This window comes from Streptococcus sp. CF4-3 (assembly GCF_024295385.1).
Classification (GTDB): Bacteria; Bacillota; Bacilli; order Lactobacillales; family Streptococcaceae; genus Streptococcus; species Streptococcus infantis_I.
In genome coordinates this window covers 130,310-155,039 of sequence record NZ_JANCPN010000003.1, presented here as the reverse complement: position 1 = coordinate 155,039, position 24,730 = coordinate 130,310, and the positions used below count along the sequence as shown (strand labels likewise).

General features: G+C 39.2%; 20 protein-coding genes and 1 riboswitch. All 20 genes read left to right on the top strand.

Features of this window, described 5'->3' with window-relative positions; translation table 11 throughout:
* Positions 1 to 77 precede the first annotated feature (77 nt).
* Positions 78 to 941: a DNA-processing protein DprA gene (gene dprA, locus NML75_RS03785; RefSeq protein ID WP_254804154.1), complete on the top strand. Its 864-nt coding sequence runs from the start codon at positions 78 to 80 to the stop codon at positions 939 to 941.
* 120 nt (positions 942 to 1,061) lie between these two features.
* Complete coding sequence (gene topA / locus NML75_RS03780; protein ID WP_247921455.1) at positions 1,062 to 3,149, top strand: type I DNA topoisomerase; 2,088 nt, start codon at positions 1,062 to 1,064, stop codon at positions 3,147 to 3,149.
* Between the two features lie 108 nt (positions 3,150 to 3,257).
* Positions 3,258 to 3,617: a YbaN family protein gene (locus NML75_RS03775; protein ID WP_036757599.1), complete on the top strand. Its 360-nt coding sequence runs from the start codon at positions 3,258 to 3,260 to the stop codon at positions 3,615 to 3,617.
* A gap of 92 nt (positions 3,618 to 3,709) precedes the next feature.
* On the top strand, positions 3,710 to 4,342 hold the full coding sequence (locus tag NML75_RS03770) for a copper homeostasis protein CutC (RefSeq protein WP_254804086.1): 633 nt from the start codon (positions 3,710 to 3,712) through the stop codon (positions 4,340 to 4,342).
* A gap of 43 nt (positions 4,343 to 4,385) precedes the next feature.
* Positions 4,386 to 5,042: an MmcQ/YjbR family DNA-binding protein gene (locus tag NML75_RS03765; protein WP_254804085.1), complete on the top strand. Its 657-nt coding sequence runs from the start codon at positions 4,386 to 4,388 to the stop codon at positions 5,040 to 5,042.
* A 313-nt stretch (positions 5,043 to 5,355) separates the two neighbouring features.
* The gene (locus tag NML75_RS03760) at positions 5,356 to 6,918 is read left to right on the top strand and encodes a 2-isopropylmalate synthase (RefSeq protein WP_254804084.1); all 1,563 of its coding nucleotides are present in this window, start codon (positions 5,356 to 5,358) and stop codon (positions 6,916 to 6,918) included.
* Between the two features lie 11 nt (positions 6,919 to 6,929).
* Positions 6,930 to 7,967 carry a 3-isopropylmalate dehydrogenase gene (leuB, locus tag NML75_RS03755; protein WP_254804083.1) on the top strand — a complete coding sequence of 346 codons (1,038 nt, stop codon included), beginning with the start codon at positions 6,930 to 6,932 and terminating at the stop codon, positions 7,965 to 7,967.
* Entirely contained in the window at positions 7,964 to 8,233 is a 270-nt protein-coding gene (locus NML75_RS03750) for a DUF1294 domain-containing protein (protein ID WP_254804082.1), read from the top strand. Before leuB ends, NML75_RS03750 begins: the two co-directional genes overlap by 4 nt.
* 3 nt (positions 8,234 to 8,236) lie before the next feature.
* Complete coding sequence (gene leuC, locus NML75_RS03745; RefSeq protein ID WP_254804081.1) at positions 8,237 to 9,619, top strand: 3-isopropylmalate dehydratase large subunit; 1,383 nt, start codon at positions 8,237 to 8,239, stop codon at positions 9,617 to 9,619.
* Between the two features lie 9 nt (positions 9,620 to 9,628).
* A complete protein-coding gene (gene leuD / locus NML75_RS03740) occupies positions 9,629 to 10,222 on the top strand; it encodes a 3-isopropylmalate dehydratase small subunit (RefSeq protein WP_070677321.1) in 594 nt (197 codons plus the stop codon).
* A 27-nt stretch (positions 10,223 to 10,249) separates the two neighbouring features.
* Positions 10,250 to 11,029, top strand: coding sequence for an L-threonylcarbamoyladenylate synthase (locus NML75_RS03735; protein ID WP_070677323.1), 780 nt, complete (start codon positions 10,250 to 10,252; stop codon positions 11,027 to 11,029).
* Positions 11,030 to 11,228: 199 nt separating this feature from the next.
* On the top strand, positions 11,229 to 12,212 hold the full coding sequence (guaC, locus tag NML75_RS03730; RefSeq protein WP_070677326.1) for a GMP reductase: 984 nt from the start codon (positions 11,229 to 11,231) through the stop codon (positions 12,210 to 12,212).
* Positions 12,205 to 12,301, top strand: a riboswitch (purine riboswitch). (Overlaps the previous gene by 8 nt.)
* A gap of 76 nt (positions 12,302 to 12,377) precedes the next feature.
* Positions 12,378 to 12,959: a xanthine phosphoribosyltransferase gene (locus NML75_RS03725; protein WP_006151911.1), complete on the top strand. Its 582-nt coding sequence runs from the start codon at positions 12,378 to 12,380 to the stop codon at positions 12,957 to 12,959.
* Complete coding sequence (locus tag NML75_RS03720) at positions 12,959 to 14,218, top strand: nucleobase:cation symporter-2 family protein (protein WP_254804080.1); 1,260 nt, start codon at positions 12,959 to 12,961, stop codon at positions 14,216 to 14,218. Before NML75_RS03725 ends, NML75_RS03720 begins: the two co-directional genes overlap by 1 nt.
* Before the next feature lie 92 nt (positions 14,219 to 14,310).
* On the top strand, positions 14,311 to 16,269 hold the full coding sequence (gene ligA, locus NML75_RS03715) for an NAD-dependent DNA ligase LigA (RefSeq protein ID WP_254804079.1): 1,959 nt from the start codon (positions 14,311 to 14,313) through the stop codon (positions 16,267 to 16,269).
* Between the two features lie 106 nt (positions 16,270 to 16,375).
* On the top strand, positions 16,376 to 18,658 hold the full coding sequence (gene pulA, locus NML75_RS03710) for a type I pullulanase (RefSeq protein WP_254804078.1): 2,283 nt from the start codon (positions 16,376 to 16,378) through the stop codon (positions 18,656 to 18,658).
* Positions 18,659 to 19,066: 408 nt separating this feature from the next.
* Positions 19,067 to 20,995: a 1,4-alpha-glucan branching protein GlgB gene (gene glgB / locus NML75_RS03705; protein ID WP_074324143.1), complete on the top strand. Its 1,929-nt coding sequence runs from the start codon at positions 19,067 to 19,069 to the stop codon at positions 20,993 to 20,995.
* On the top strand, positions 20,985 to 22,127 hold the full coding sequence (locus NML75_RS03700; protein WP_074324142.1) for a glucose-1-phosphate adenylyltransferase: 1,143 nt from the start codon (positions 20,985 to 20,987) through the stop codon (positions 22,125 to 22,127). The genes glgB and NML75_RS03700 overlap by 11 nt, the downstream gene beginning before the upstream one ends.
* The gene (gene glgD / locus NML75_RS03695; RefSeq protein WP_225750270.1) at positions 22,117 to 23,256 is read left to right on the top strand and encodes a glucose-1-phosphate adenylyltransferase subunit GlgD; all 1,140 of its coding nucleotides are present in this window, start codon (positions 22,117 to 22,119) and stop codon (positions 23,254 to 23,256) included. The genes NML75_RS03700 and glgD overlap by 11 nt, the downstream gene beginning before the upstream one ends.
* A complete protein-coding gene (gene glgA, locus NML75_RS03690) occupies positions 23,253 to 24,686 on the top strand; it encodes a glycogen synthase GlgA (protein WP_049496435.1) in 1,434 nt (477 codons plus the stop codon). The genes glgD and glgA overlap by 4 nt, the downstream gene beginning before the upstream one ends.
* Positions 24,687 to 24,730: the final 44 nt, after the last annotated feature.

The following is a 24,730-nucleotide window of genomic DNA, read 5'->3' as shown; positions in this document are numbered from 1 at the left end:
CTTCCTAACAAGTAAAATTGTTGGGAGTTTTTTTCTTTTTCTACGAATAGATAAATAGAGAGAAAAAGGAGTTGATCATGAAAATTAAGATTGATAATTTCGAGATTTATAAGTTAAAGCAAGCAGGTTTGAGTAATCAGCAGGTTCTGAAAGTACTTCAATATGGAGAAATTTATGATCAGGAATTGAGTTTAGAGACAATTGCTGAAGCCTCAGAGTGTCGTAATCCAGTAGTTTTTATGGAGCGATATCATAAACTGACTTTTGAAAGCATGGAACGTTTAAAGAAAGATTTTGAAAAGTTCCCATCATTTTCGATTCTGGATGATGTTTATCCCATTTCGCTTAGTGAAATTTACGATGCACCTGTATTGCTTTTTTATAAAGGAGATTTAAATCTCTTAAAATTACCAAAGATAGCAGTTGTAGGGAGTCGCTCTTGTAGTCAAATCGGAACCAAATCAGTCCGGAAAGTCATCGAAGAACTGGAGAATGAATTAGTTGTGGTAAGCGGACTTGCTAGAGGAATCGACACAGCAGCCCATATGTCAATTCTTCAAACTAGTGGCAAAACGATTGGCATTATTGGGACTGGTTTAGATGTCTATTATCCACGCTCCAATAAACGCCTTCAAGAATATATTGGAGACAATCATTTAATACTAAGTGAGTACGGTCCAGGAGAAGAACCATTGAAATTTCACTTTCCTGCCAGAAATCGCATTATTGCAGGATTATGTCGAGGAGTTATCGTTGCAGAAGCTAAAATGAGATCTGGTAGCTTAATCACTTGCGAGCGTGCTATGGAGGAAGGTAGAGATGTCTTTGCGATTCCAGGTTCCATTTTAGATGGACGCTCAGACGGCTGTCATCATTTAATCCAAGAAGGAGCAAAGTTGGCAACATGTGGGCAGGATATACTAGCAGAATTTGAATTTTAATAAATGAAATGATTTCATTTAGCAAACTTTTCTTCTATTATATGGGTGTTATGTCTTGACAGGTTTTTAAAAATGGTTTACACTTTATAAAGTTTAATTACTTTGAGAAGGTGTGATACTGTGGTAACGGCAACCAAAAAGAAAAAATCAACAAGTAAAAAAAATCTTGTAATCGTAGAGTCGCCTGCTAAGGCGAAAACGATTGAAAAATATCTAGGACGTAATTATAAGGTTTTAGCCAGCGTAGGACATATTCGTGATTTGAAAAAATCAAGTATGTCAGTTGACGTGGAAAATAATTACGAACCGCAATATATCAATATTCGTGGGAAAGGTCCTCTCATCAATGATTTGAAAAAAGAAGCTAAGAAAGCTGATAAAGTCTTTCTTGCAAGTGACCCGGACCGGGAAGGGGAGGCTATTTCATGGCATTTAGCGCATATTTTGGATTTAGACGAGAATGATACCAACCGTGTTGTTTTCAACGAGATTACCAAAGATGCAGTAAAAAATGCCTTTAAAGAACCTCGTAAAATCAATATGGATTTGGTAGATGCCCAACAAGCCCGTCGTGTTTTGGACCGTTTAGTGGGATATTCAATTTCACCAATTCTTTGGAAAAAGGTTAAAAAAGGCTTATCAGCAGGACGTGTTCAGTCTGTTGCTCTTAAGCTAATCATTGATCGTGAAAATGAGATTAATGCGTTTCAACCAGAAGAGTATTGGACTATTGATGGTACCTTCAAAAAGGGAACCAAGCAATTCCAAGCTTCTTTTTATGGAATGAATGGCAAGAAGATGAAGTTGACTACCAATGATGAAGTCAAAAAAGTTTTATCTCATTTGAACAGCAAGGATTTTACAGTTGATCAAGTAGATAAAAAGGAAAGAAAGCGAAATGCCCCTCTTCCATATACAACGTCTTCTATGCAGATGGATGCTGCTAACAAGATTAACTTCCGTACTCGAAAGACTATGATGGTTGCTCAGCAACTTTATGAAGGAATCAATATTGGTACAGGTGTCCAAGGTTTGATCACCTATATGCGTACGGATTCTACTCGTATCAGTCCAGTTGCTCAGAATGAAGCTGCTAGCTACATCAATGAACGTTTTGGTAGTAAGTATTCTAAACATGGTAGCAAGGTGAAAAATGCCTCTGGCGCTCAAGACGCCCACGAAGCTATTCGTCCTTCAAGTGTCTTTAATACACCTGAGAAAATTGCTAAGTATTTGGATAAAGACCAGCTAAAACTTTATACCCTTATCTGGAACCGCTTTGTAGCGAGTCAAATGACTGGTGCAATTTTTGATACCATGGCTGTTAAACTTTCGCAAAATGGTGTTCAATTCGCGGCTAATGGTAGTCAGGTTAAGTTTGATGGTTATTTAGCCATTTACAACGATTCTGATAAAAATAAGATGCTGCCTGATATGGAAGTAGGAGATGTGGTCAAACAGGTTAATAGCAAACCTGAACAACATTTCACACAACCACCGGCACGTTATTCTGAGGCTACTTTGATTAAGACCTTGGAAGAAAACGGAGTTGGACGCCCATCTACCTATGCTCCAACCATTGAAACAATCCAAAAACGTTACTATGTAAGACTAGCATCTAAACGCTTTGAACCAACTGATCTAGGTCAAGTCGTTAACAAGCTGATTGTTGAATACTTCCCAGACATTGTAAATGTGAAATTTACCGCTGAAATGGAAGGGAAGCTGGATGATGTCGAGATTGGAAAAGAGGAATGGCAACGAGTCATTGATGAATTTTACAAACCATTCTCTAAAGAAGTTGCAAAAGCTGAAGAGGAGATGGAAAAAATTCAAATCAAGGATGAGCCAGCTGGATTTGACTGTGAAGTTTGTGGTAGTCCTATGGTAATTAAGATTGGACGCTTCGGTAAGTTTTACGCATGTAGCAATTTCCCAGATTGTCGACATACGCAAGCCATTGTTAAAGAAGTCGGTGTTACATGTCCAAATTGTCATCAAGGGCAAATCATCGAACGCAAAACCAAACGTAATCGTATTTTCTATGGATGCAATCGTTATCCAGAATGTGAGTTTACCTCTTGGGATAAACCTGTTGGACGTGATTGTCCTAAATGTGGTCACTTCCTCATGGAGAAAAAAATCCGTGGTGGCGGGAAACAGATTGTATGTAGCAATGGTGACTACGAAGAAGAAAAGATTAAATAAAAATAATTAGGGCTGAAATGATAATTTCAGCTCTTTTTAATTTAAACTTGACAGATTTTATCTTTTTATGCTTAACTAGAAGAAGATTATTCTTACTTAGGAGTAGATATGCGCATTATTTATCTTAGCATTGGATTTATTTCACTAGCTTTGGCAATCGTTGGAGTTGCCTTGCCACTATTACCGACAACACCCTTTCTCTTGTTGTCAATAGCTTGTTTTTCAAAATCTTCTAAACGTTTTGAAAAATGGCTCTATCATACCAAGCTCTACCAAACCTATGTTGCGGACTTTAGAGAAACTAAGTCTATTGCGCGTGAACGGAAGAAGAAGATTATCGTATCGATTTATATTTTGATGGGCATCTCCATTTATTTTGCTCCGCTCTTACCTGTAAAAATTGCTTTAGGCTGCTTAACAGTATTTATAACCTATTATCTCTTTAAGGTAATACCAGATAAAGAATAGCTAAAAAAGTAATGATTTTCCTTGATAAAAAGTAGGGGTTACTTAAAACAATATGATATAATAATATTAAAGAAAGCTTCAAGGAGTATCAAATGATTTACGAATTTTGTGCTGAAAATGTGACCTTGCTTGAAAAAGCTATGCAGGCAGGAGCTCGCCGTATTGAGCTCTGTGATAATTTAGCAGTTGGTGGAACGACACCAAGCTACGGAGTAACCAAGGCAGCTGTTGAACTTGCATCAAACTACAATACGACTATCATGACGATGATTCGTCCACGTGGTGGTGACTTTGTTTACAATGACCTCGAGATTTCTATTATGCTTGAGGATATTCGTCTAACTGCTCAAGCAGGTAGCCAAGGGGTCGTCTTTGGTGCCTTAACAGCAGATAAGAAATTTGATAAGGATAACCTTGAAAAGTTGATTGCTGCATCTAAAGGTATGGAGATTGTCTTCCATATGGCTTTTGACGACTTAAGTGACCAAGATCAACTAGAAGCTATTGATTGGCTTAGTCAAGCTGGAGTGACACGCATCCTGACTCGTGCTGGTGTATCTGGCGACTCGTTAGAGAAACGTTTTGATCACTACCGCAGAATTTTAGAACACGCTGCAGGAAAAATTGAAATTTTACCTGGTGGGGGGATTGACATGGACAACCGTCAAACCTTTATTGACCAACTGGGCGTGACACAATTACATGGAACAAAGGTTGTCTTTTAAAAAATAGAAAGGAACTGCTAGCTTTTGGTAGCAGTTTTCGCTTATGTTTGAAATTTTTAAAGCCTATCAGTTTAATAGTAAAAAGGCTAAAGAGTATGGATTTATAGAAAATCAAGGTGTATGGACCTATAGTTCAACTATCTTGCAGGGAGATTTTCTCATGATGGTTACAGTTGAGGATGGGGACTTAAGTTTTCATGTTTATGACCAAGAAACTGGTGACCTCTATCCTCAAGTCCACATGGAAAGCATGAGAGGAACTTTTGTCGGAAGTGTTCGAGAGGCATGTCTAGAGGAACTTTTTGATATTAGAAAGGCCTGTTTTGAGGTACAGGAATTTCTCTGTCCACAGACCAAGAGAATCATGGCGTTTGTTCAAGAAAAGTATGGCAATCAGCTGGAATATCTATGGGAGAAATCGCCTGATACGGCTGTTTTACGCCATGAAGATAATCAGAAGTGGTATGCTATTTTAATGAGAATTCCTTGGGATAGGCTAGATAAGGGTAGAGAAGGGCTAGTGGAAGCAGTCAACCTCAAACACGACCAAGTAGCTGACTTGCTTTCACAATTGGGAATTTACCCAGCCTTTCATATGAATAAACGCTATTGGATTAGTCTTCCACTCGATGACACTCTAACTGACGAAAAGGTCCTTGAATTATTTGAGAGAAGTTGGTTTTTGACTTCTAAGAAATAAATAAACATATTTGAATTTTCAAATACTTTCAATTAGCAAAATATTCTTTATTGAAGAAATTTTCAGAAAATATTGGATTTTTTCTTGACAAGTGATTTTTCCTATGCTAGAATACTAAACAAGACATCAAACAAAGGAGAAAGCCAAACATGAAAACAGCTAAGTTTAATCAATTTGCTTTGTTGTTGAGGTACTCGGACTAGTGCAAAAGCATTAGTCCTGTTTGGCTTACCAAGCGGGAGTAAATCAACATCTCGCTTGGAACTCCGAGCGAGATGTTTTTTCTATATCGAAAATGTGAAGGAGAATTCTCATGCGTGTAGTTGAGTTTTTAGATACCAGTCTCCGAGATGGTGAGCAGACACCAGGTGTCAATTTTTCAATAAAGGAAAAGGTTGCTATAGCAAAACAGCTAGAGAAATGGGGGATTTCAACAATCGAAGCTGGTTTTCCAGCTGCTAGTCCAGATTCATTTACAGCTGTTCAAGAAATTGCTAAGGCTATGAAAAAAACAGCCGTGACAGGCTTAGCTCGTTCTGTTAAATCAGACATTGACGCTTGTTATGAAGCACTTAAAGATGCAAAGTATCCTCAGATTCACGTCTTTATCGCTACCAGTCCAATTCACCGTAAGTATAAGCTCAATAAGAGTAAGGAAGAGATTTTGGAAGCAATCAGTGAACATGTTTCCTATGCACGGAGTAAGTTTGAAGTAGTAGAATTCTCTCCAGAAGATGCTACTAGAACTGAGCTGGACTTTCTCCTACAAGTCGTTCAAACTGCGGTCGATGCGGGTGCGACTTATATCAATATTCCTGATACAGTAGGTTTTACAACTCCAGAGGAATACGGAAGTATCTTTAAATATCTGATTGACAATGTCCAAACTAATCGTCAGATTATCTATTCTCCTCATTGTCATGATGACCTTGGAATGGCAGTAGCAAATAGCCTTGCAGCTGTAAAGAATGGTGCAGGACGTGTCGAAGGAACCATTAACGGAATCGGTGAACGAGCTGGGAATGCTGCTTTAGAAGAAATAGCGGTAGCTCTCAATATTCGTCAAGATTATTACCAAGCAGAGACAAGTATAATCCTAAACGAAACGATTAATACGTCCGAAATGGTCTCTCGCTTCTCAGGGATTCCAGTTCCCAAAAATAAGGCCATTGTTGGTGGCAATGCCTTCTCTCACGAATCGGGTATTCACCAAGATGGCGTTCTTAAAAATCCTCTTACTTATGAAATCATCACCCCTGAATTGGTCGGTGTTAAGAGCAATAGCCTTCCGCTTGGAAAATTATCTGGTCGACATGCCTTTGTAGAGAAACTGAGAGAACTGGCCTTAGACTTCACAGAAGAGGATATCAAGCCACTCTTTACTAAGTTCAAGGCCTTGGCAGATAAGAAACAAGAAGTCACAGACGCAGATATTCGTGCTCTGGTAGCTGGAACCATGATTGAAAACCCAGAAGGCTTTCACTTTGATGATTTGCAACTTCAAACTCATGCGGAAAATGAAATTGAAGCGACTGTCAGATTGGCTAATTTGGATGGTGAGAAAGTCAACTTTAATGCGACTGGACAAGGTTCTGTGGAAGCTATCTTTAATGCTATTGACAAGTTCTTCAATCAATCTGTTCGCTTGGTGTCTTACACAATTGATGCGGTGACGGATGGTATAGACGCTCAGGCAAGGGTTTTGGTTACTGTTGAAAACAAAGATACAGAAACCATCTTTAACGCGGCAGGACTTGACTTTGATGTACTAAAGGCATCAGCCATTGCCTATATCAATGCAAATACTTTTGTTCAAAAAGAGAATACCGGAGAGATAGGTCCAAATGTTTCCTATCGCGACATGCCTAGTCTTTAAAGGAGAATACCATGACAAAGAAAATTGTTGCTCTAGCAGGTGATGGAATTGGCCCAGAAATCATGGAAGCTGGTTTAGAAGTTCTAGCATCTATAGCCAAAAAAACAGACTTTGACTTTGAGATAGTCAGACAACCTTTTGGCGGTGCAGGAATTGATACCACAGGACACCCTTTGCCAGACGAAACGCTCAAGGCTACTAGGGAAGCGGATGCTATCCTCCTTGCTGCAATTGGTAGTCCTCAGTATGATAATGCTACAGTTCGACCCGAACAAGGGCTTTTAGCACTCCGCAAGGATCTTAATCTTTATGCCAATATTCGTCCAGTTAAGATTTTTGATAGTCTTAAGCACTTATCGCCTCTCAAACCTGAACGAATTGCTGGTGTTGACTTTGTTGTAGTACGTGAGTTGACAGGTGGGATTTATTTTGGGGATCATATCCTTGAAGAGAAAAAAGCGCAAGATATCAACGACTATAGCTATGAGGAAGTAGAACGGATTATACGTAAGGCTTTTGAAATCGCAAGAAGTCGGAGAAAAATCCTTACCAGTATTGATAAGCAAAATGTTTTGGCAACCTCAAAACTTTGGCGCAGAGTGGCTGAGGAAGTCGCAAAAGATTATCCCGACGTAACCTTGGAACACCAGTTGGTCGATTCAGCTGCCATGCTCATGATTACCAATCCAGCCAAGTTTGATGTTATCGTGACAGAGAATCTTTTTGGAGATATCCTATCAGACGAATCAAGTGTTCTATCTGGTACACTTGGGGTTATGCCATCAGCCAGTCACTCTGAGAATGGACCGAGTCTCTATGAACCCATTCATGGTTCGGCGCCTGATATCGCAGGCCTAGGAATCGCCAATCCCATTTCTATGATTTTATCAGTTGCTATGATGTTGCGAGATAGTTTTGGACGATATGAGGATGCGGAGCGTATCGAAGAAGCAGTTGAAGCAACTTTAGCTGCAGGAATTTTAACGAGAGACATAGGAGGACAGGCTTCGACCAAGGAAATGACGGAAGCCATCATTGAAAGATTATGAAGATAAATCAAGGAATTACTTTTGCTATTTTGATTTGGAATCTATTGGTATTTATGATTTATGGTATTGACAAATCCAAAGCAAGAAAAGGTGCTTGGCGCATCCCGGAAAAATATTTATTATCATTTGCTTTCTTATGTGGTGGTTTTGGTGCTTGGTTGGCAGGTGTTACCTTTCACCACAAGACTAGAAAATGGTATTTTAAAACGGTTTGGTTCCTAGGAATAGTGACTACACTAGTAACTTTGTATTTGATATGGAGGTAATGAATGGCAGGAAAATCGATTTTTGATAAATTATGGGACCTCCATGTGATTACAGGAGAAGAAGGACAACCTCAACTCATGTATGTGGATCAGCACTATATTCACGAGGTGACCAGTCCTCAAGCTTTTCAAGGATTGCGAGATGCAGGACGTAGATTGAGACGACCAGATTTAACATTTGGTACCTTTGACCACAATGTCCCGACAGTTAATATCTACGATATACGTGATATAATCTCCAAAGCACAGATTGATAAGTTAGCTGAAAATGTTGAAGAGTTTGGAATCGAACATGCTGCCCACGGTTCAGAAAAACAAGGTATCGTTCATATGGTTGGTCCAGAAACAGGAAGAACACAACCGGGAAAATTTATCGTCTGTGGTGATAGCCATACTGCTACCCACGGTGCCTTTGGAGCTATCGCCTTCGGAATTGGAACCAGTGAGGTCGAACATGTCTTTGCAACCCAAACCGTTTGGCAGGTTAAACCCAAGAAAATGCTTGTGGAATTCACAGGAGTTCCTCAAAAAGGGGTTTATGCCAAAGATTTCATTCTAGCCTTGATTGCCAAATACGGTGTTGCTTGTGGTGTTGGCTACGTGGTGGAGTATCGAGGTCAGGTCATTGATGCACTTAGTATGGAAGAACGAATGACTATCTGCAATATGTCTATCGAGTTTGGCTCTAAGATGGGAATTATGAATCCAGATCAGAGGACTTATGATTATTTGAAGGGTCGAGAGTGTGTTCCCAAGGACTTTGATGAAGCAGTAGCTGATTGGAAAAGACTGGTTAGTGATGAAGATGCCGTTTATGATAAGGTTATTCGTTTGGATGTCTCAGAATTGGCTCCTATGGTGACTTGGGGAACCAATCCTGCTATGGGTGTTGACTTTGATTCTAGCTTCCCAGAAATAAAGGATATGAATGATGAACGAGCCTATTATTACATGGATTTGCAACCAGGTCAAAAACCAGCAGATATCCAACTAGGCTATGTCTTTATTGGTTCTTGTACCAACGCTAGACTTAGTGATTTGCAACTGGCGGCTCGCTTTGTAGAAGGGAAGAAGATCGCCCCTAACTTAACAGCTATTGTGGTACCTGGTTCTCGACCAGTCAAGCGAGCTGCTGAGAAGTTGGGCTTGGACAAGGTTTTTCTAGATGCTGGTTTTGAATGGAGAGACCCAGGCTGCTCCATGTGCCTCGGGATGAATCCTGATAAAGTACCAGATGGTGTTCATTGTGCCTCAACTAGCAACCGTAACTTTGAAGATCGACAGGGCTTTGGTGCTAAGACTCATCTCTGTAGTCCAGCTATGGCAGCTGCGGCAGCAATCGCAGGGCGATTCGTAGATGTACGGCAAATGCCAGAAGCTCAGTAAGGAGAGGATATGGAGAAATTTACAGTTTATACAGGAACAACCGTTCCTCTCATGAATGATAACATCGACACCGACCAAATTCTTCCCAAACAGTTTCTGAAGTTGATTGACAAGAAAGGCTTTGGTAAGTACCTCATGTATGCTTGGCGTTATCTGGATGATAACTACACTGAGGATCCAGATTTTGTCTTTAATCGGCCAGACTACCGTAAGGCTACTATCCTTATCACGGGAGATAACTTCGGGGCTGGTTCTTCGAGGGAGCACGCAGCTTGGGCATTAGCAGATTATGGTTTTAAGGTCGTAATTGCAGGATCTTTCGGTGACATTCATTACAATAATGAACTCAATAATGGCATGTTGCCAATTGTTCAACCAAGGGAAGTTAGAGAAAAACTCGCCCAGCTCCAACCAACTGATCAAGTGACGGTTGACTTGGAACAACAAACAATCATCTCACCAGTTGGGGAATTCACTTTCGAAATTGATAACGAATGGAAACACAAGCTCTTAAATGGTTTGGATGATATCGGTATTACCATGCAGTACGAAGATTTAATTGCTGCTTATGAAAAACAACGCCCAGCCTACTGGCAGGATTAGAAAAAATATAGAAAAGGAAATAGAACTATGACAAAACACATTCAATGGGACGGAACACTTTCACAAGAAGGCTACGACATTTTAAAAGGTGAGGGCGGATGTATCGTTTGTCCTACTAAAGTCGGTTACATTATCATGACTAGTGACAAGGCTGGACTTGAGCGTAAGTTTGAAGCCAAAGAACGTAACCGTAACAAACCAGGTGTTGTCCTCTGTGGTAGCATGGACGAGCTATGCGCTTTAGCACAGCTAAATCCTGAAATCGAAGCTTTCTATCAAAAACATTGGGACGAAGATATTCTCCTTGGTTGTATTCTTCCTTGGAAACCAGAAGCTTTTGAAAAATTGAAAGCATACGGTGATGGACGTGAAGAACTCATGACAGACGTTCGTGGTACTAGCTGTTTTGTCATCAAGTTTGGTAAAGCTGGTGAACAATTAGCTGCCAAACTTTGGGAAGAAGGGAAAATGGTCTACGCTTCATCTGCAAACCCTTCTGGAAAAGGAAATCGTGGTAAAGTGGAAGGAATTGGGGAGCGTATCGAAGGAGCAGTGGATCTTGTCATCGAAGCAGACGACTATGTTGCTTCAATCCAGCCAGACAAAACAGTTGAAACTCGCTACGAGCAAGGTGTGATGGTGTCTATGGTTGATAAAGACGGCAAGCTCATTCCAGAACAAGGTGGAGCACGTTCAACTTCACCAGCACCAGTTGTGATTCGTAAAGGACTTGACATCGATAAAATCATGATGCATCTGTCAGAAACCTTTAACTCATGGGACTACCGTCAAGGGGAGTATTATTAAGACTAAACATAAATTAGAGAGTCTATAAACTCTCTATTTTTTGTGAAATAACGAGTAAAATCCGAACATAATAATTTTAATGTTTCAAAATGTTTGACAAAAACTTTACCTTAGTTTATAATCTTTAAAGGAAACGTCGGAAAAGACGTAGTGATGCGAAAGCATAGGTAGGTCATTATAAAAGAAACGAGACATCGAAATGTTAAACGAATTTCCGATTTTTGACTATGAAGATATTCAGCTAATTCCTAATAAGTGTGTTCTTAAAAGTCGTGCAGAAGCTGACACACAAGTAACACTAGGGAAGCACACCTTTAAATTACCAGTTGTTCCTTCTAATATGCAAACTATCTTGGATGAAGATGTTGCAGAACAACTTGCAAAAGGTGGTTATTTCTATATCATGCATCGCTTCGATGAAGCTGGACGCATTCCTTTTGTGAAACGCATGCATGAAAAAGGGTTGATTGCATCTATCTCTGTTGGTGTTAAAGATTACGAATATGATTTTGTTAGTCAATTAAAGGAAGATGCTCCAGAGTACATCACTATTGATATTGCTCATGGACATGCCGACAGCGTGATTTCAATGATTCAGCACATTAAGAAAGAATTGCCAGATACCTTTGTCATCGCCGGTAACGTTGGTACTCCCGAGGCAGTTCGTGAACTTGAAAATGCTGGAGCAGACGCTACTAAGGTCGGGATCGGTCCAGGTAAAGTATGTATTACTAAGGTTAAAACTGGTTTTGGTACTGGTGGTTGGCAGTTAGCAGCTCTTCGCTGGTGTGCTAAGGCTGCGCGTAAACCGATTATTGCCGATGGTGGTATCCGTACACACGGAGATATTGCCAAGTCAATCCGGTTTGGTGCAAGTATGGTTATGATTGGTTCTTTATTTGCAGGCCATATCGAAAGCCCTGGTAAAACTGTCGAAGTCGATGGGAAACAATTTAAAGAATACTATGGTTCCGCTTCAGAATACCAAAAAGGTGCCTATAAGAATGTCGAAGGTAAGAAAATTCTTCTTCCTGCCAAAGGACATTTACAAGATACCCTAACTGAAATGGAACAAGATTTGCAAAGTTCGATTTCTTATGCTGGAGGTCGAAAGGTAGCTGATCTTAGACATGTGGATTATGTGATTGTGAAGAACTCTATCTGGAATGGAGATGCTCACTAAAAATATGATTACTTATTTATGTCGCGAATTGGCGTGGCGTTTCTACAAGGTACCGTAAATACCTAACAATGAGTAAGTCGAAGAGAGATTAAAGAAGCAGGAATATCTGTTTCAATCTTTCTAAGGGGCTTACTATGTAAGTCCCTTTTTATTTCGGAGGTTATTGTGAAATTACTAGAGGAACGTATTTTAAAAGATGGGAATATTCTAGGTGAGAATATTCTTAAGGTGGATTCTTTCTTAACTCACCAAGTTGATTATAAGTTAATGCGCGAGATTGGCCGTACCTTTGCAGAATATTTTAAAAATGCAGGTATTACCAAAGTCGTAACCATTGAAGCATCTGGAATTGCTCCAGCTCTATATGTTGCAGAACAATTAGATGTACCTATGATTTTTGCTAAGAAGGCAAAAAATATTACCATGAATGAAGGAATTTTGACTGCTGAGGTTTATTCTTTCACTAAGCAAGTTACTAGTACCGTATCCATTGCGGGGAAGTTCTTATCTCCAGGAGATAAAGTATTAATTATTGATGATTTCTTGGCTAATGGTCAAGCAGCTAAAGGTTTGATTCAGATTATCGAACAAGCTGGTGCTACAGTCGAGGCCGTCGGGATTGTAATTGAAAAATCATTCCAAGATGGTCGTGAACTGTTAGAAAAATCAGGTCATCAGGTAGTATCACTTGCTCGTTTAGAGCGTTTTGAAAATGGAAGAGTTATCTTCAAGGAGGCAGAAATCTAATGAATCAAAAAGAAAACCACTCAAAAGCGGCCGTATTGGGCTTGCAACACTTACTTGCTATGTACTCAGGTTCAATCCTGGTACCAATCATGATTGCAGGTGCCCTAGGTTACTCACCTCAACAACTGACATACCTTATCTCTACAGATATCTTTATGTGTGGTGTTGCAACTCTATTGCAGTTACAATTAAATAAATATTTCGGTGTCGGTTTACCGGTTGTTCTGGGTGTGGCCTTTCAGTCTGTTGCTCCACTTATTATGATTGGACAAAGTCACGGTAGTGGTGCTATGTTTGGTGCCTTGATTGCTTCTGGTATTTATGTCGTTCTTGTAGCAGGTGTATTTTCTAAGATTGCTAATCTGTTCCCTTCAATCGTAACAGGTTCTGTCATTACAACAATCGGATTAACCTTGATTCCAGTAGCTATCGGAAATATGGGAAATAACGTCGAAAAACCAACGGGACAAAGTCTAGCATTAGCAACAATCACTATTCTTATCATTCTCTTGGTTAATATCTTTACAAAAGGTTTTATTAAGTCAATTTCTATTTTGATTGGTTTGATTGCAGGTACTATCATCGCTGCGACTATGGGCTTGGTTGATTTCTCTCCAGTAGCAGAAGCTCCACTTGTTCATATCCCAACTCCATTCTACTTTGGTGCTCCACAATTTGAGATTTCTTCTATTGTAATGATGTGTATTATCGCTACTGTATCAATGGTAGAATCAACTGGTGTATATCTTGCCCTTTCTGATATTACTAAAGATCCAATCGATAGCACTCGTCTCCGTAATGGTTATCGTGCTGAAGGTCTTGCTGTTTTACTTGGTGGACTTTTCAATACCTTCCCTTATACAGGATTTTCACAAAACGTAGGTTTGGTGAAACTTTCAGGTATTCGTACCCGTTTACCGATTTACTACGCTGGTGGTTTCCTCATCTTACTTGGTCTCTTGCCTAAGTTTGGTGCCTTGGCACAGATTATCCCAAGTCCAGTTCTTGGTGGAGCCATGCTCGTCATGTTTGGTTTTGTTTCTCTACAAGGGATGCAAATCTTGGCACGTGTGGATTTCGAACATAATGAACACAATTTCCTCATTGCAGCAATTTCTATTGCTGCTGGGGTTGGATTAAACGGAAGCAACCTCTTCAATACTCTACCAACAGAATTACAAATGTTCTTCTCAAATGGTATTGTCATTGCGAGTGCTGTAGCCATTATCTTGAATGCTATTTTGAATCGTAAAAAATAAAAATAAGTGAGAAGGATAGAAATATCCTTCTCATTTTCTTTTTTAGAACTTCTGTATTGTTTCTATAGTCCTTTTTATGGTAAAATGGTTCTATGAATGAAAGAATGAAAGTGCTCGTTGAGTTGCTCAATCGCTATGCGACAGAGTATTATACAAGTGACAACCCATCTGTATCTGATAGTGAGTATGATCGTCTCTATCGTGAATTGGTAGAGTTAGAAAAAGCTCACCCTTATCAAGTTTTACCAGAAAGTCCAACCCACCGTGTTGGCGGTAAGATTCTAGATGGTTTTGAAAAATATAGTCATCAGTATCCTCTCTATAGTTTGCAGGATGCTTTTTCTCGTGAAGAGCTCGATGCCTTTGATGCGCGTGTTCGTAAAGAATTAGATGAAGTTACTTATATCTGTGAGTTAAAAATTGATGGTTTATCGATTTCCTTGACTTATGAGCAAGGAATTTTTGTTGCTGGAGCTACTCGTGGTGATGGTTCAGTCGGTGAGAATATCACAGAAAATCTCAAACGTGTCAAGGACATTCCTTTATCTTTACCAGAGAAGTTAGATATCACTGTTCGTGGTGAATGTTATATGCCAAGAGCTTCTTTCAATCAAGTCAATCTTGCTCGTCAAGAAAACGGTGAGCCAGAGTTTGCTAATCCACGAAATGCTGCTGCAGGAACCCTTCGCCAGTTAGACACAGGAGTAGTAGCTAAGCGTAATCTTGCAACTTTCCTCTATCAGGAAGCAAGTCCTTCAACTAGAGATAGCCAAGAGAAGGTTTTAAATCATCTGGAACAGTTGGGCTTTGTGGTTAACCCTAGACGACTATTAGCCCACAGCATGGACGAAGTTTGGGAATTTATCCAAGAAGTAGGTCAAGAAAGAGACCAATTGTCTTATGATATCGACGGTGTCGTGATTAAGGTCAACGACCTAGCTGGTCAAGAGCAACTTGGTTTTACAGTTAAAGCGCCTAAGTGGGCAGTCGCTTATAAGTTCCCTGCAGAAGAAAAAGAAGCAAAATTGCTTTCTGTTGACTGGACAGTTGGTCGTACGGGAGTTGTAACTCCGACTGCTAATCTTACTCCGGTGCAATTGGCAGGTACAACAGTTAGTCGTGCAACCCTGCATAATGTAGACTATATCGCTGAAAAGGATATCCGCAAGGATGATACAGTCATTGTCTACAAGGCAGGCGATATTATTCCCGCTGTTTTACGAGTGGTTGAGTCTAAGCGAGTGTCTGAGGAGAAACTAGACATTCCAACAAACTGTCCAAGTTGTGAGAGCAAGCTATTACACTTTGAAGATGAGGTGGCTCTTCGTTGTATAAACCCACGTTGTCCAGCTCAAATCAAGGAAGGTCTAATTCACTTCGCATCCCGTGATGCCATGAATATCTCTGGCCTTGGTCCATCAAACGTAGAAAAATTATTTGCCACCAATTTAGTTAAAGATGTTGCAGATATTTATCGCTTAACTGTGGAAGATTTTCTCTTGCTAGATGGCATCAAAGAGAAATCAGCTCAAAAACTTTACCAGGCTATTCAAGCTTCTAAAGAAAATTCTGCTGAAAAACTTTTGTTTGGTTTAGGGATTCGTCATGTTGGAAGCAAGGCAAGTCAGTTACTCTTACAACATTTCCATTCAATCGAATCACTTGCACAAGCAAATCCTGAAGAAGTAGCAAGCATCGAAAGTTTGGGAAGTGTTATTGCTCAAAGTCTCCAATCTTATTTTGAGACTGAGGGTGCAAAAATTCTTTTAAGTGAATTGAAAGAATTAGGTGTTAATCTAGACTATAAAGGCCAGGTCGTTGCAGCAGATGCTGCCTTATCAGGTCTAACTGTTGTATTGACAGGGAAACTCGAACGTCTTACTCGCTCGGAAGCCAAAAGTAAGCTAGAAAATCTTGGTGCCAAGGTAACGGGTAGCGTATCTAAGAAGACTGACCTTGTGGTAGCGGGAGCCGATGCAGGAAGCAAACTCCAAAAAGCACAAGAACTTGGAATTGAGATTCGAGATGAAGCTTGGTTGGAGAGTTTGTAAGGAATACATAGTCTAGAATAATCATCTATGATTTCTTGCTTCTATTCAAATAAGTGAATCAAGAAATGTTACTATATAAAATAATAATTAGAAATTAGGGAAAAACATGTACAACTATCCTGTACTTATTCATTATCATCGTAAGGATGAAGCATATCAGAGTTGCAACTTTAGTAAATGGCCAGCTGATTCAGTAGAATTTGTTAAAGAGCAAGAATACTTTGGAGAAAAATTTTCATTTACCCAATCAAATGAAACACCTCTTGAACAAATGGTGTTTACAGTTGATAAAGATGGAGTAAGCAAAGAATATCCTATCCGATTCAATCATTATCCACTCTTAACAGAAGTTTGGATTTTAGATGGAGATGCCACCGTTTATTATTCTGAAAACCCAGCCATTGCAAGTCCACACTATAAAGATCAAAATCCATTTGCTTTTGATAAAGCGATTAACAGTGCTAGTTTTGATCACCACTGGGGTTACCAAGGAGAGTTGGGATGCCAGGTTTCTGAAGAAGAAACAAGCTTTAAACTTTGGTCGCCAACAGCAACAACTGTACAAGTTGTAGTTTATGAATCAGCAAGTAATGATGCGGCTATTCTAAAGACTTATGAAATGCAACGTGGTAACAGTTATTCATATAGTCACAAGGATAATACAATTGGCGTTTGGAATTTGACAGTTCCTGAAAGTCTTGCTGGTCGTGCCTATCAATATCAGATTAATTTTCCACATCATCAATCATTGACACGAGATCCATATACCATTGCGACAAGTCCAGATGGCAAACGTTCAGCGATTCTTTCAGAAAAAGAACGTCAAGTTGAAGGTTTTGAAGTTAAGAATGGAACGGAAGCTACTTGGCGATTGGAAAATTCTTGTCAAGCGGTTGTTTACGAAATGCACATTCGTGACTTGACAAAGTCTGAAACTTCTGGTGTTGTTCCAGAATTAAGAGGAACATTCTTGGGTGCTGCCCAAACTGGAACAGTCAATCACTTCGGTCAGTCTACTGCATTTGACTACATCAAGGAACTTGGTGTTAACTATGTTCAACTGCAACCAATTGCTGATCGTCACAAAGAGTATGATTCAGATGGAAATGTTACCTACAACTGGGGTTACGATCCACAAAACTACAATGCACCAGAAACCAGCATGTCTACGAATCCAAATGATCCAGGTCAAGTCATCCGTGATTTAAAGACGATGATTCAAGCTTATCATGATGCTGGAATCGGCGTTATCATGGATGTGGTATACAACCATACGTTTTCAACTGTTGATGCCCCATTCCAAACAACCGTTCCAGACTATTATTACCGAATGAACCGAGATGGAAGTTATCAAAATGGTACTGGTGTAGGAAACGAGACTGCTAGTGAACACGAAATGTTCCGTAAGTACATGATTGATTCACTTCTTTATTGGGTGAATGAGTTTAATATTGATGGTTTCCGCTTTGACTTGATGGGAATCCATGATGTTAAAACGATGCAGATGATCCGTTGGGCTATGGATGAAGTTGATCCTAAAATTATCCTTTATGGAGAAGGCTGGGATATGGGAACTGGTCTTGCTCCTTATGATAAGGCTAAGAAAGACAATGCCTATCAATTACCTAATATTGGCTTTTTCAATGATGATCAACGTAATGCGATTAAGGGTGCTGAAGTTTATGGTGATATCAAATCAGGCTTCGTAAGTGGTGCTGCCACTGAACCAATTGTTGCCAAAGCTATCCTTGGTAGTCGTGAACTGGGCTCTTATCTAAGCCCTAACCAGGTTGTCAACTATGTAGAAGCCCATGATAACTATAACTTGCATGATTTATTAGCAACACTTCATCCAACAGAAGACCAAGCAAGTATCATGAAAAAGGTAGAAACAGCAACTGCAATGAATCTACTCATGCAAGGCATCTCCTTTATGGAACTTGGTCAAGAGTTTGGACGTACTAAACTGGTTCCTACAGGTGAAAACGGTGAGTTGACTCATGATGATCGCGAACGTGCTATGAACAGTTATAATGCTCCAGACGCTGTTAACCAGGTAGACTGGGACTTAATCAATGAGCGTCAAGAAAGCATTGAATTTATTCGTCAGATTATAGGTCTTAAAACAAAGACTAGTGCCTTTTCATATCCTACATACGAGGAAGTATACCGTCACGTCTTTGTTCACACAGCTATTGAAAATAGTGGCTGGATTGTCTATGAGATTCAGGGAACTAAAGAACATTTCTTGGTTGTATTTAATGCCAAAGGTGCATCTTTCTATTATGAAAATGCTGGAAATCTAGAAATGTTGGTAACAAATAGTCGTTCAAATCAAGAAAACACTCTTGATAATGTGAGCGTTGCAGTTATGAATGTTTTAGTTTAAAAAAAATAAAACTCAAGATTAATCTTGAGTTTTTTTATATATAAATTTGTCCTAATAAAAAATATGGGAATATTACTAAAAATAGTTGAAAATTTCAGAAAATTTGATAAAATTGTACTTAAGATACTTTATCCGAACAAAAAGTTTGATTCATGAAAATAACGTTAAGTTTTTTAAGTATCTGTTTTGCAAAATTAGGATTGAAAAAAATAATGTAAGTGATTTAATGCTACAAAAACTGATATCAAGGTAGAATATCAATAAATACTGAAAATATAAGAAATGTCAAGATAATTACTTGAAGATTTTCTAAAAAATATTTATGATAATTCGGAAATTGGTTGAAAGTTTTCTTAAAAGATAGTATAATAGAAATATAGAAAACGCTTACAATATAAAGGGGGATTTATGGATACATTAGAAGCTTTAAGAACTTTTACAACAGGCGAAAATTTCCATCTTCAGCACTATTTGGGCGCACATCGTGAGGAGAAAGACGGGGAATGGGGTTACACATTCCGAGTTTGGGCTCCGAATGCGCAGGCTGTTCATCTAGTCGGTGATTTCACGAATTGGGTTGAAAATCAAATCCCTATGGTTCGAAACGAATCTGGAGTTTGGGAAGTTTTTACAACTTTTGCCCAAGAAGGTCAGATTTATAAATATCATATCACACGGGCTAACGGTCATCAGCTTATGAAGATTGATCCTTTAGCTGTTCGGTATGAAGCACGTCCAGGAACAGGGGCTGTGTTAACAGAAATTCCAGAAAAGAAATGGAAGGATGGACTTTGGTTAGCTCGTAGAAAACGTTTGGGATTCTTCGAAAGACCAGTTAATATTTACGAAGCCCATGCTGGTTCGTGGAAACGAAATCCAGATGGAACTCCATATAGTTTTGCTCAATTAAAAGAAGAGTTGATCCCTTACTTAGTTGAAATGAACTACACTCATATTGAGTTTATGCCTTTGATGGCTCACCCGCTAGGTTTAAGTTGGGGCTATCAACTGATGGGATATTTCGGTTTAGAACATTCTTACGGAAGACCAGAAGAGTTTCAAGACTTTGTTGAGGAGTGTCACTTAAACAATATCGGTGTTATCGTGGACTGGGTTCCAGGTCACTTTACAATCAATGATGATGCCTTAGCCTACTATGATGGAACTCCGACTTTTGAATATCAAGACCATAATAAAGCTCATAACTATGGTTGGGGGGCATTAAACTTCGACTTAGGGAAAAACGAAGTACAATCTTTCCTAATTTCTAGCATTAAGTTCTGGATTGATTTTTATCATTTAGATGGTATCCGTGTTGATGCCGTAAGTAATATCCTTTATCTTGATTATGATAATGCACCTTGGACACCAAATAAAGACGGTGGAAATCTTAACTACGAAGGCTATTATTTCCTTCAGCGGTTAAATACTGTTATTAAGCTAGCTCACCCTGATGTCATGATGATTGCAGAAGAAAGCTCTTCGGCAACTAAAATAACAGGTCCGAAAGAGATGGGTGGTCTTGGATTTGACTACAAGTGGAACATGGGCTGGATGAATGATATCTTACGTTTCTACGAAGAAGATCCAATTTACCGCAAGTATGATTTTAACCTTGTAACCTTCAGTTTTATGTATGTCTTTAATGAAAATTATCTCCTACCATTCTCACATGATGAGGTTGTACATGGTAAGAAGAGTATGATGCATAAGATGTGGGGGGATCGTTACAATCAATTTGCAGGCCTTAGAAATCTTTATACTTATCAAATTTGTCACCCTGGTAAGAAATTGCTCTTTATGGGTAGCGAATTCGGTCAATTCTTAGAGTGGAAATCAGAAGAGCAATTAGAATGGTCAAACCTTGAAGATCCAATGAATGCCAAGATGAAATACTTCACATCTCAGTTGAATCAACTTTATAAGGACCACCGTTGTCTTTGGGAAATTGATACAAGCTATGATGGAATTGAAATTATCGATGCAGATAATAGAGATCAGAGTGTTCTTTCCTTTATTCGTAAAGGAAAGAAAGGCGAGATGCTAGTCTGTGTCTTTAATATGGCACCAGTCGAACGTCCTGATTTCACAATTGGACTGCCAGTTGCAGGTGTGTATGAAGAAATTTGGAATACAGAGCTAGAACAATGGGGTGGTGTGTGGAAAGAGCATAACCAAACCGTTCAAACTCAAGAAGGGTTATGGAAGGATTATGAGCAGACTTTGACCTTTACTTTACCAGCTATGGGGGCAAGTATCTGGAAAATCAAACGTCGCTTGAAACCCGCTAAAAAAGAATCAAATAAATCTCAAAAAGGAGTAGAAAATGAAGAATGAAATGCTAGCTTTAATCCTTGCCGGTGGGCAAGGAACTCGTCTCGGTAAACTCACTCAAAGCATTGCAAAACCTGCTGTGCAATTTGGTGGGCGCTATCGTATCATTGACTTTGCTCTTTCTAACTGTGCCAACTCTGGCATCCATAATGTTGGGGTTATTACACAGTATCAACCACTAGCTCTCAACAGCCACATAGGTAATGGTTCTAGTTGGGGTCTTGATGTAATTGATTCAGGTGTTTCTATCCTTCAACCTTACTCTGCAAGTGAAGGAAATCGTTGGTTTGAAGGTACAAGTCATGCGATTTACCAAAATATTGACTATATCGATAGCATTAATCCTGAGTATGTTTTGATTCTTTCAGGAGACCATATCTACAAGATGGACTACGATGATATGCTCCAATCACACAAGGATAACAATGCCAGCTTGACAGTAGCTGTCTTGGATGTACCACTAAAAGAAGCTAGTCGTTTCGGTATCATGAATACAGATGCTAATAATCGCATTGTTGAATTCGAAGAAAAACCTGCCCAACCAAAATCAACCAAGGCATCAATGGGGATTTATATCTTTGACTGGAAACGACTTCGCAACATGCTAGTTGCAGCTGAAAAGGCTAACCTAGATATGTCTGATTTCGGAAAGAATGTTATTCCAAATTATCTTGAGACAGGTGAAAGTGTCTATGCTTATGAATTTAATGGATACTGGAAGGATGTTGGTACAATCGAATCTCTTTGGGAAGCAAATATGGAATACATCTCTCCAGAAAATGCTCTAGATAGCCGAAATCGTCAATGGAAAATTTATTCTCGTAACCTTATCGCTCCACCAAACTTCCTTGGAGAATTTGCTCAAGTAGAAGACTCTCTAGTAGTAGATGGATGTTACGTGAATGGTACTGTAAAACATTCCATTCTTTCTACAGCTGCTCAAGTGCGTAAGGGAGCAGAAGTTGTTGATTCTGTCATCATGAGTGGAGCAGTTATCGGTAGAGGTGCTAAAATTACACGTGCAATCATCGGTGAAGGTGCAATTATTGCCGATGGTGTTGAAATTGATGGTACAGAAGAAGTACAAGTAGTCGGATATAACGAAGTAGTGGGGGTAGCAACAGATGAAGATTGATAAATATTCAGCGATTTTAGGAAATACCGTTGGTTTCCATGATATGTCAACCTTGACAAGTAACCGTCCAGTGGCAAGTTTGCCATTTGGAGGAAAGTATCGTTTGATTGACTTCCCACTCTCAAGTTTAGCAAATGCTGGTGTTCGAAGTGTCTTTGGAATCTTCCAACAAGATAACATCAGCTCTGTATTTGACCACATTCGTTCAGGACGTGAATGGGGCTTGAATACCCTTCTTAGCCACTACTATCTTGGAATCTACAATACTCGTGTGGAAAGTAGTACTGTTGGTAAAGAGTATTATCAACAACTCTTGACTTATTTAAAACGTTCTGGATCTAACCAAACGGTTTCCTTGAACTGTGACGTTTTGGTAAATATTGATCTTACTCAGGTTTTCCATTTGCATAATACTACAAAATCTCCTATTACGGTTGTTTATAAGAAACTACCTAAAAAGGATATTTCAGAAGTAAATGCTATCCTAGATATTGATGAAACTGACCACGTGCTCTCTCACAAACTCTTCGATAAAAAAGCTGAACAAGAATACTACAACATGTCAACGGATATCTTTGTTGTAGATACTCAATGGTTGATTGAACGTCTGGAACAAGAAGCTCAGAAAGAACACCCAGAAAAACTACGTTATGTTCTACGTGACTTAGCAGTAGAATCAGGTGCTTTTGCATACGAGTATACTGGTTACTTGGCAAATATTCATTCTGTAGAAACATACTACCAAGCCAATATTGATATGCTTGATCTGCATAAATTCTACTCTCTATTCTCTCCAAATCAAAAGATTCACACAAAGGTGAAAAACGAAGAACCAACTTATTATGCACCTGGTTGTGAAGTAAATACTTCGCAGTTTGCTTCTGGTAGTATTGTCGAAGGTAAGGTTGTTCGTTCAGTTGTTTCACGTAATGTTCAAATTCATAAAGATAGCTTAGTTAAAGAATCTATTGTTTTCCCTCGTGTTGTCATTGGTGAAGGTGCTCAAGTTGAGTATGCAATTATTGATAAGGGTGCTGAAGTAGCTGATGGAGTTGTTATTCGTGGTACAGCAGAAAATCCTGTTGTCATCAAAAAAGGTGAAAAAGTAACAGAGGACATTCTTTCATGAAAATTTTATTTGTAGCAGCCGAAGGAGCCCCTTTTTCTAAAACAGGTGGCTTGGGAGATGTTATCGGGGCTCTTCCAAAATCATTAGTTAAAGCTGGTCATGAAGTTGCTGTTATACTGCCATACTATGACATGGTGGAAGCCAAGTTTGGTGATCAAATTGAAGATGTTCTTCAATTTGAAGTATACGTTGGTTGGCGTAGACAATTTTGTGGCATTAAGAAGACTGTTCTAAATGGTGTTACCTTCTACTTTATTGACAACCAGTATTATTTCTTCCGTGGTCATGTGTATGGTGATTTCGATGATGGTGAACGTTTTGCCTTCTTCCAACTTGCGGCTCTGGAAGCTATGGAGCGTATTGGATTTATCCCAGATGTTCTTCATGCTCATGATTATCATACAGCTATGATTCCTTTCTTGTTGAAGGAAAAATACAGATGGATTCAAGCCTATCAAAACATTAAGACTGTCTTAACGATCCACAACCTGGAATTCCAAGGTCAATTCTCTGAAGGTATGCTTTGGGATTTGTTCCGAGTTGGTTTTGAACGCTATGCAGATGGTACAGTTCGCTGGAATGACTGCCTGAACTGGATGAAGGCTGGTATCCTCTATGCAGATCGTGTATCTACTGTTTCGCCAAGCTATGCTTATGAAATCATGACAACAGAGTTTGGATGTGGCTTGGATCAGATTTTACGAATGGAGTCTGGTAAGGTTTCTGGTATTGTAAATGGAATCGATACGGATCTTTATAATCCAGAAACGGATCCTTTGTTGGATTATCATTTTAATAAATCAGATCTATCAGGAAAAGGTCAGAATAAAGCTAAACTTCAAGAGAAAGTTGGTCTTCCAGTTCGTCCCGATGTTCCAATGATTGGTATTGTGTCGCGTTTAACAAGACAGAAAGGTTTTGATGTCGTTGTTGAAGGTTTGCATCGCATGCTTCAAGAGGATGTTCAAATCGTTCTCTTGGGTACAGGTGATCCTGGTTTTGAACAAGCCTTCTCATGGTTTGGTCAAGTATTCCCAGATAAACTATCTGCCAATATTACCTTTGATGTCAAGCTAGCACAAGAAATTTATGCAGCCTGTGATATTTTCCTCATGCCAAGTCGTTTTGAACCTTGTGGACTTTCTCAAATGATGGCTATGCGTTATGGAACATTACCACTTGTTCATGAGGTGGGCGGGTTGAGAGATACTGTCCAACCGTTTAATCCAATTGAAGGAACGGGTACAGGATTTAGTTTTGACAACTTGACGTCATACTGGCTTAACTGGGCTCTTCAAACTGCTTTGGATGTTTACTATAATCATCCTGACGTTTGGAAGAGACTTCAAGTCCAAGCTATGGAATGTGACTTTTCTTGGGATACAGCTTGTCAGTCTTATCTTGATTTGTATCACAGCTTAGCAAATTAAATAAATAAAATCGTATGATGGTTTCATACGATTTTTTGAGATGA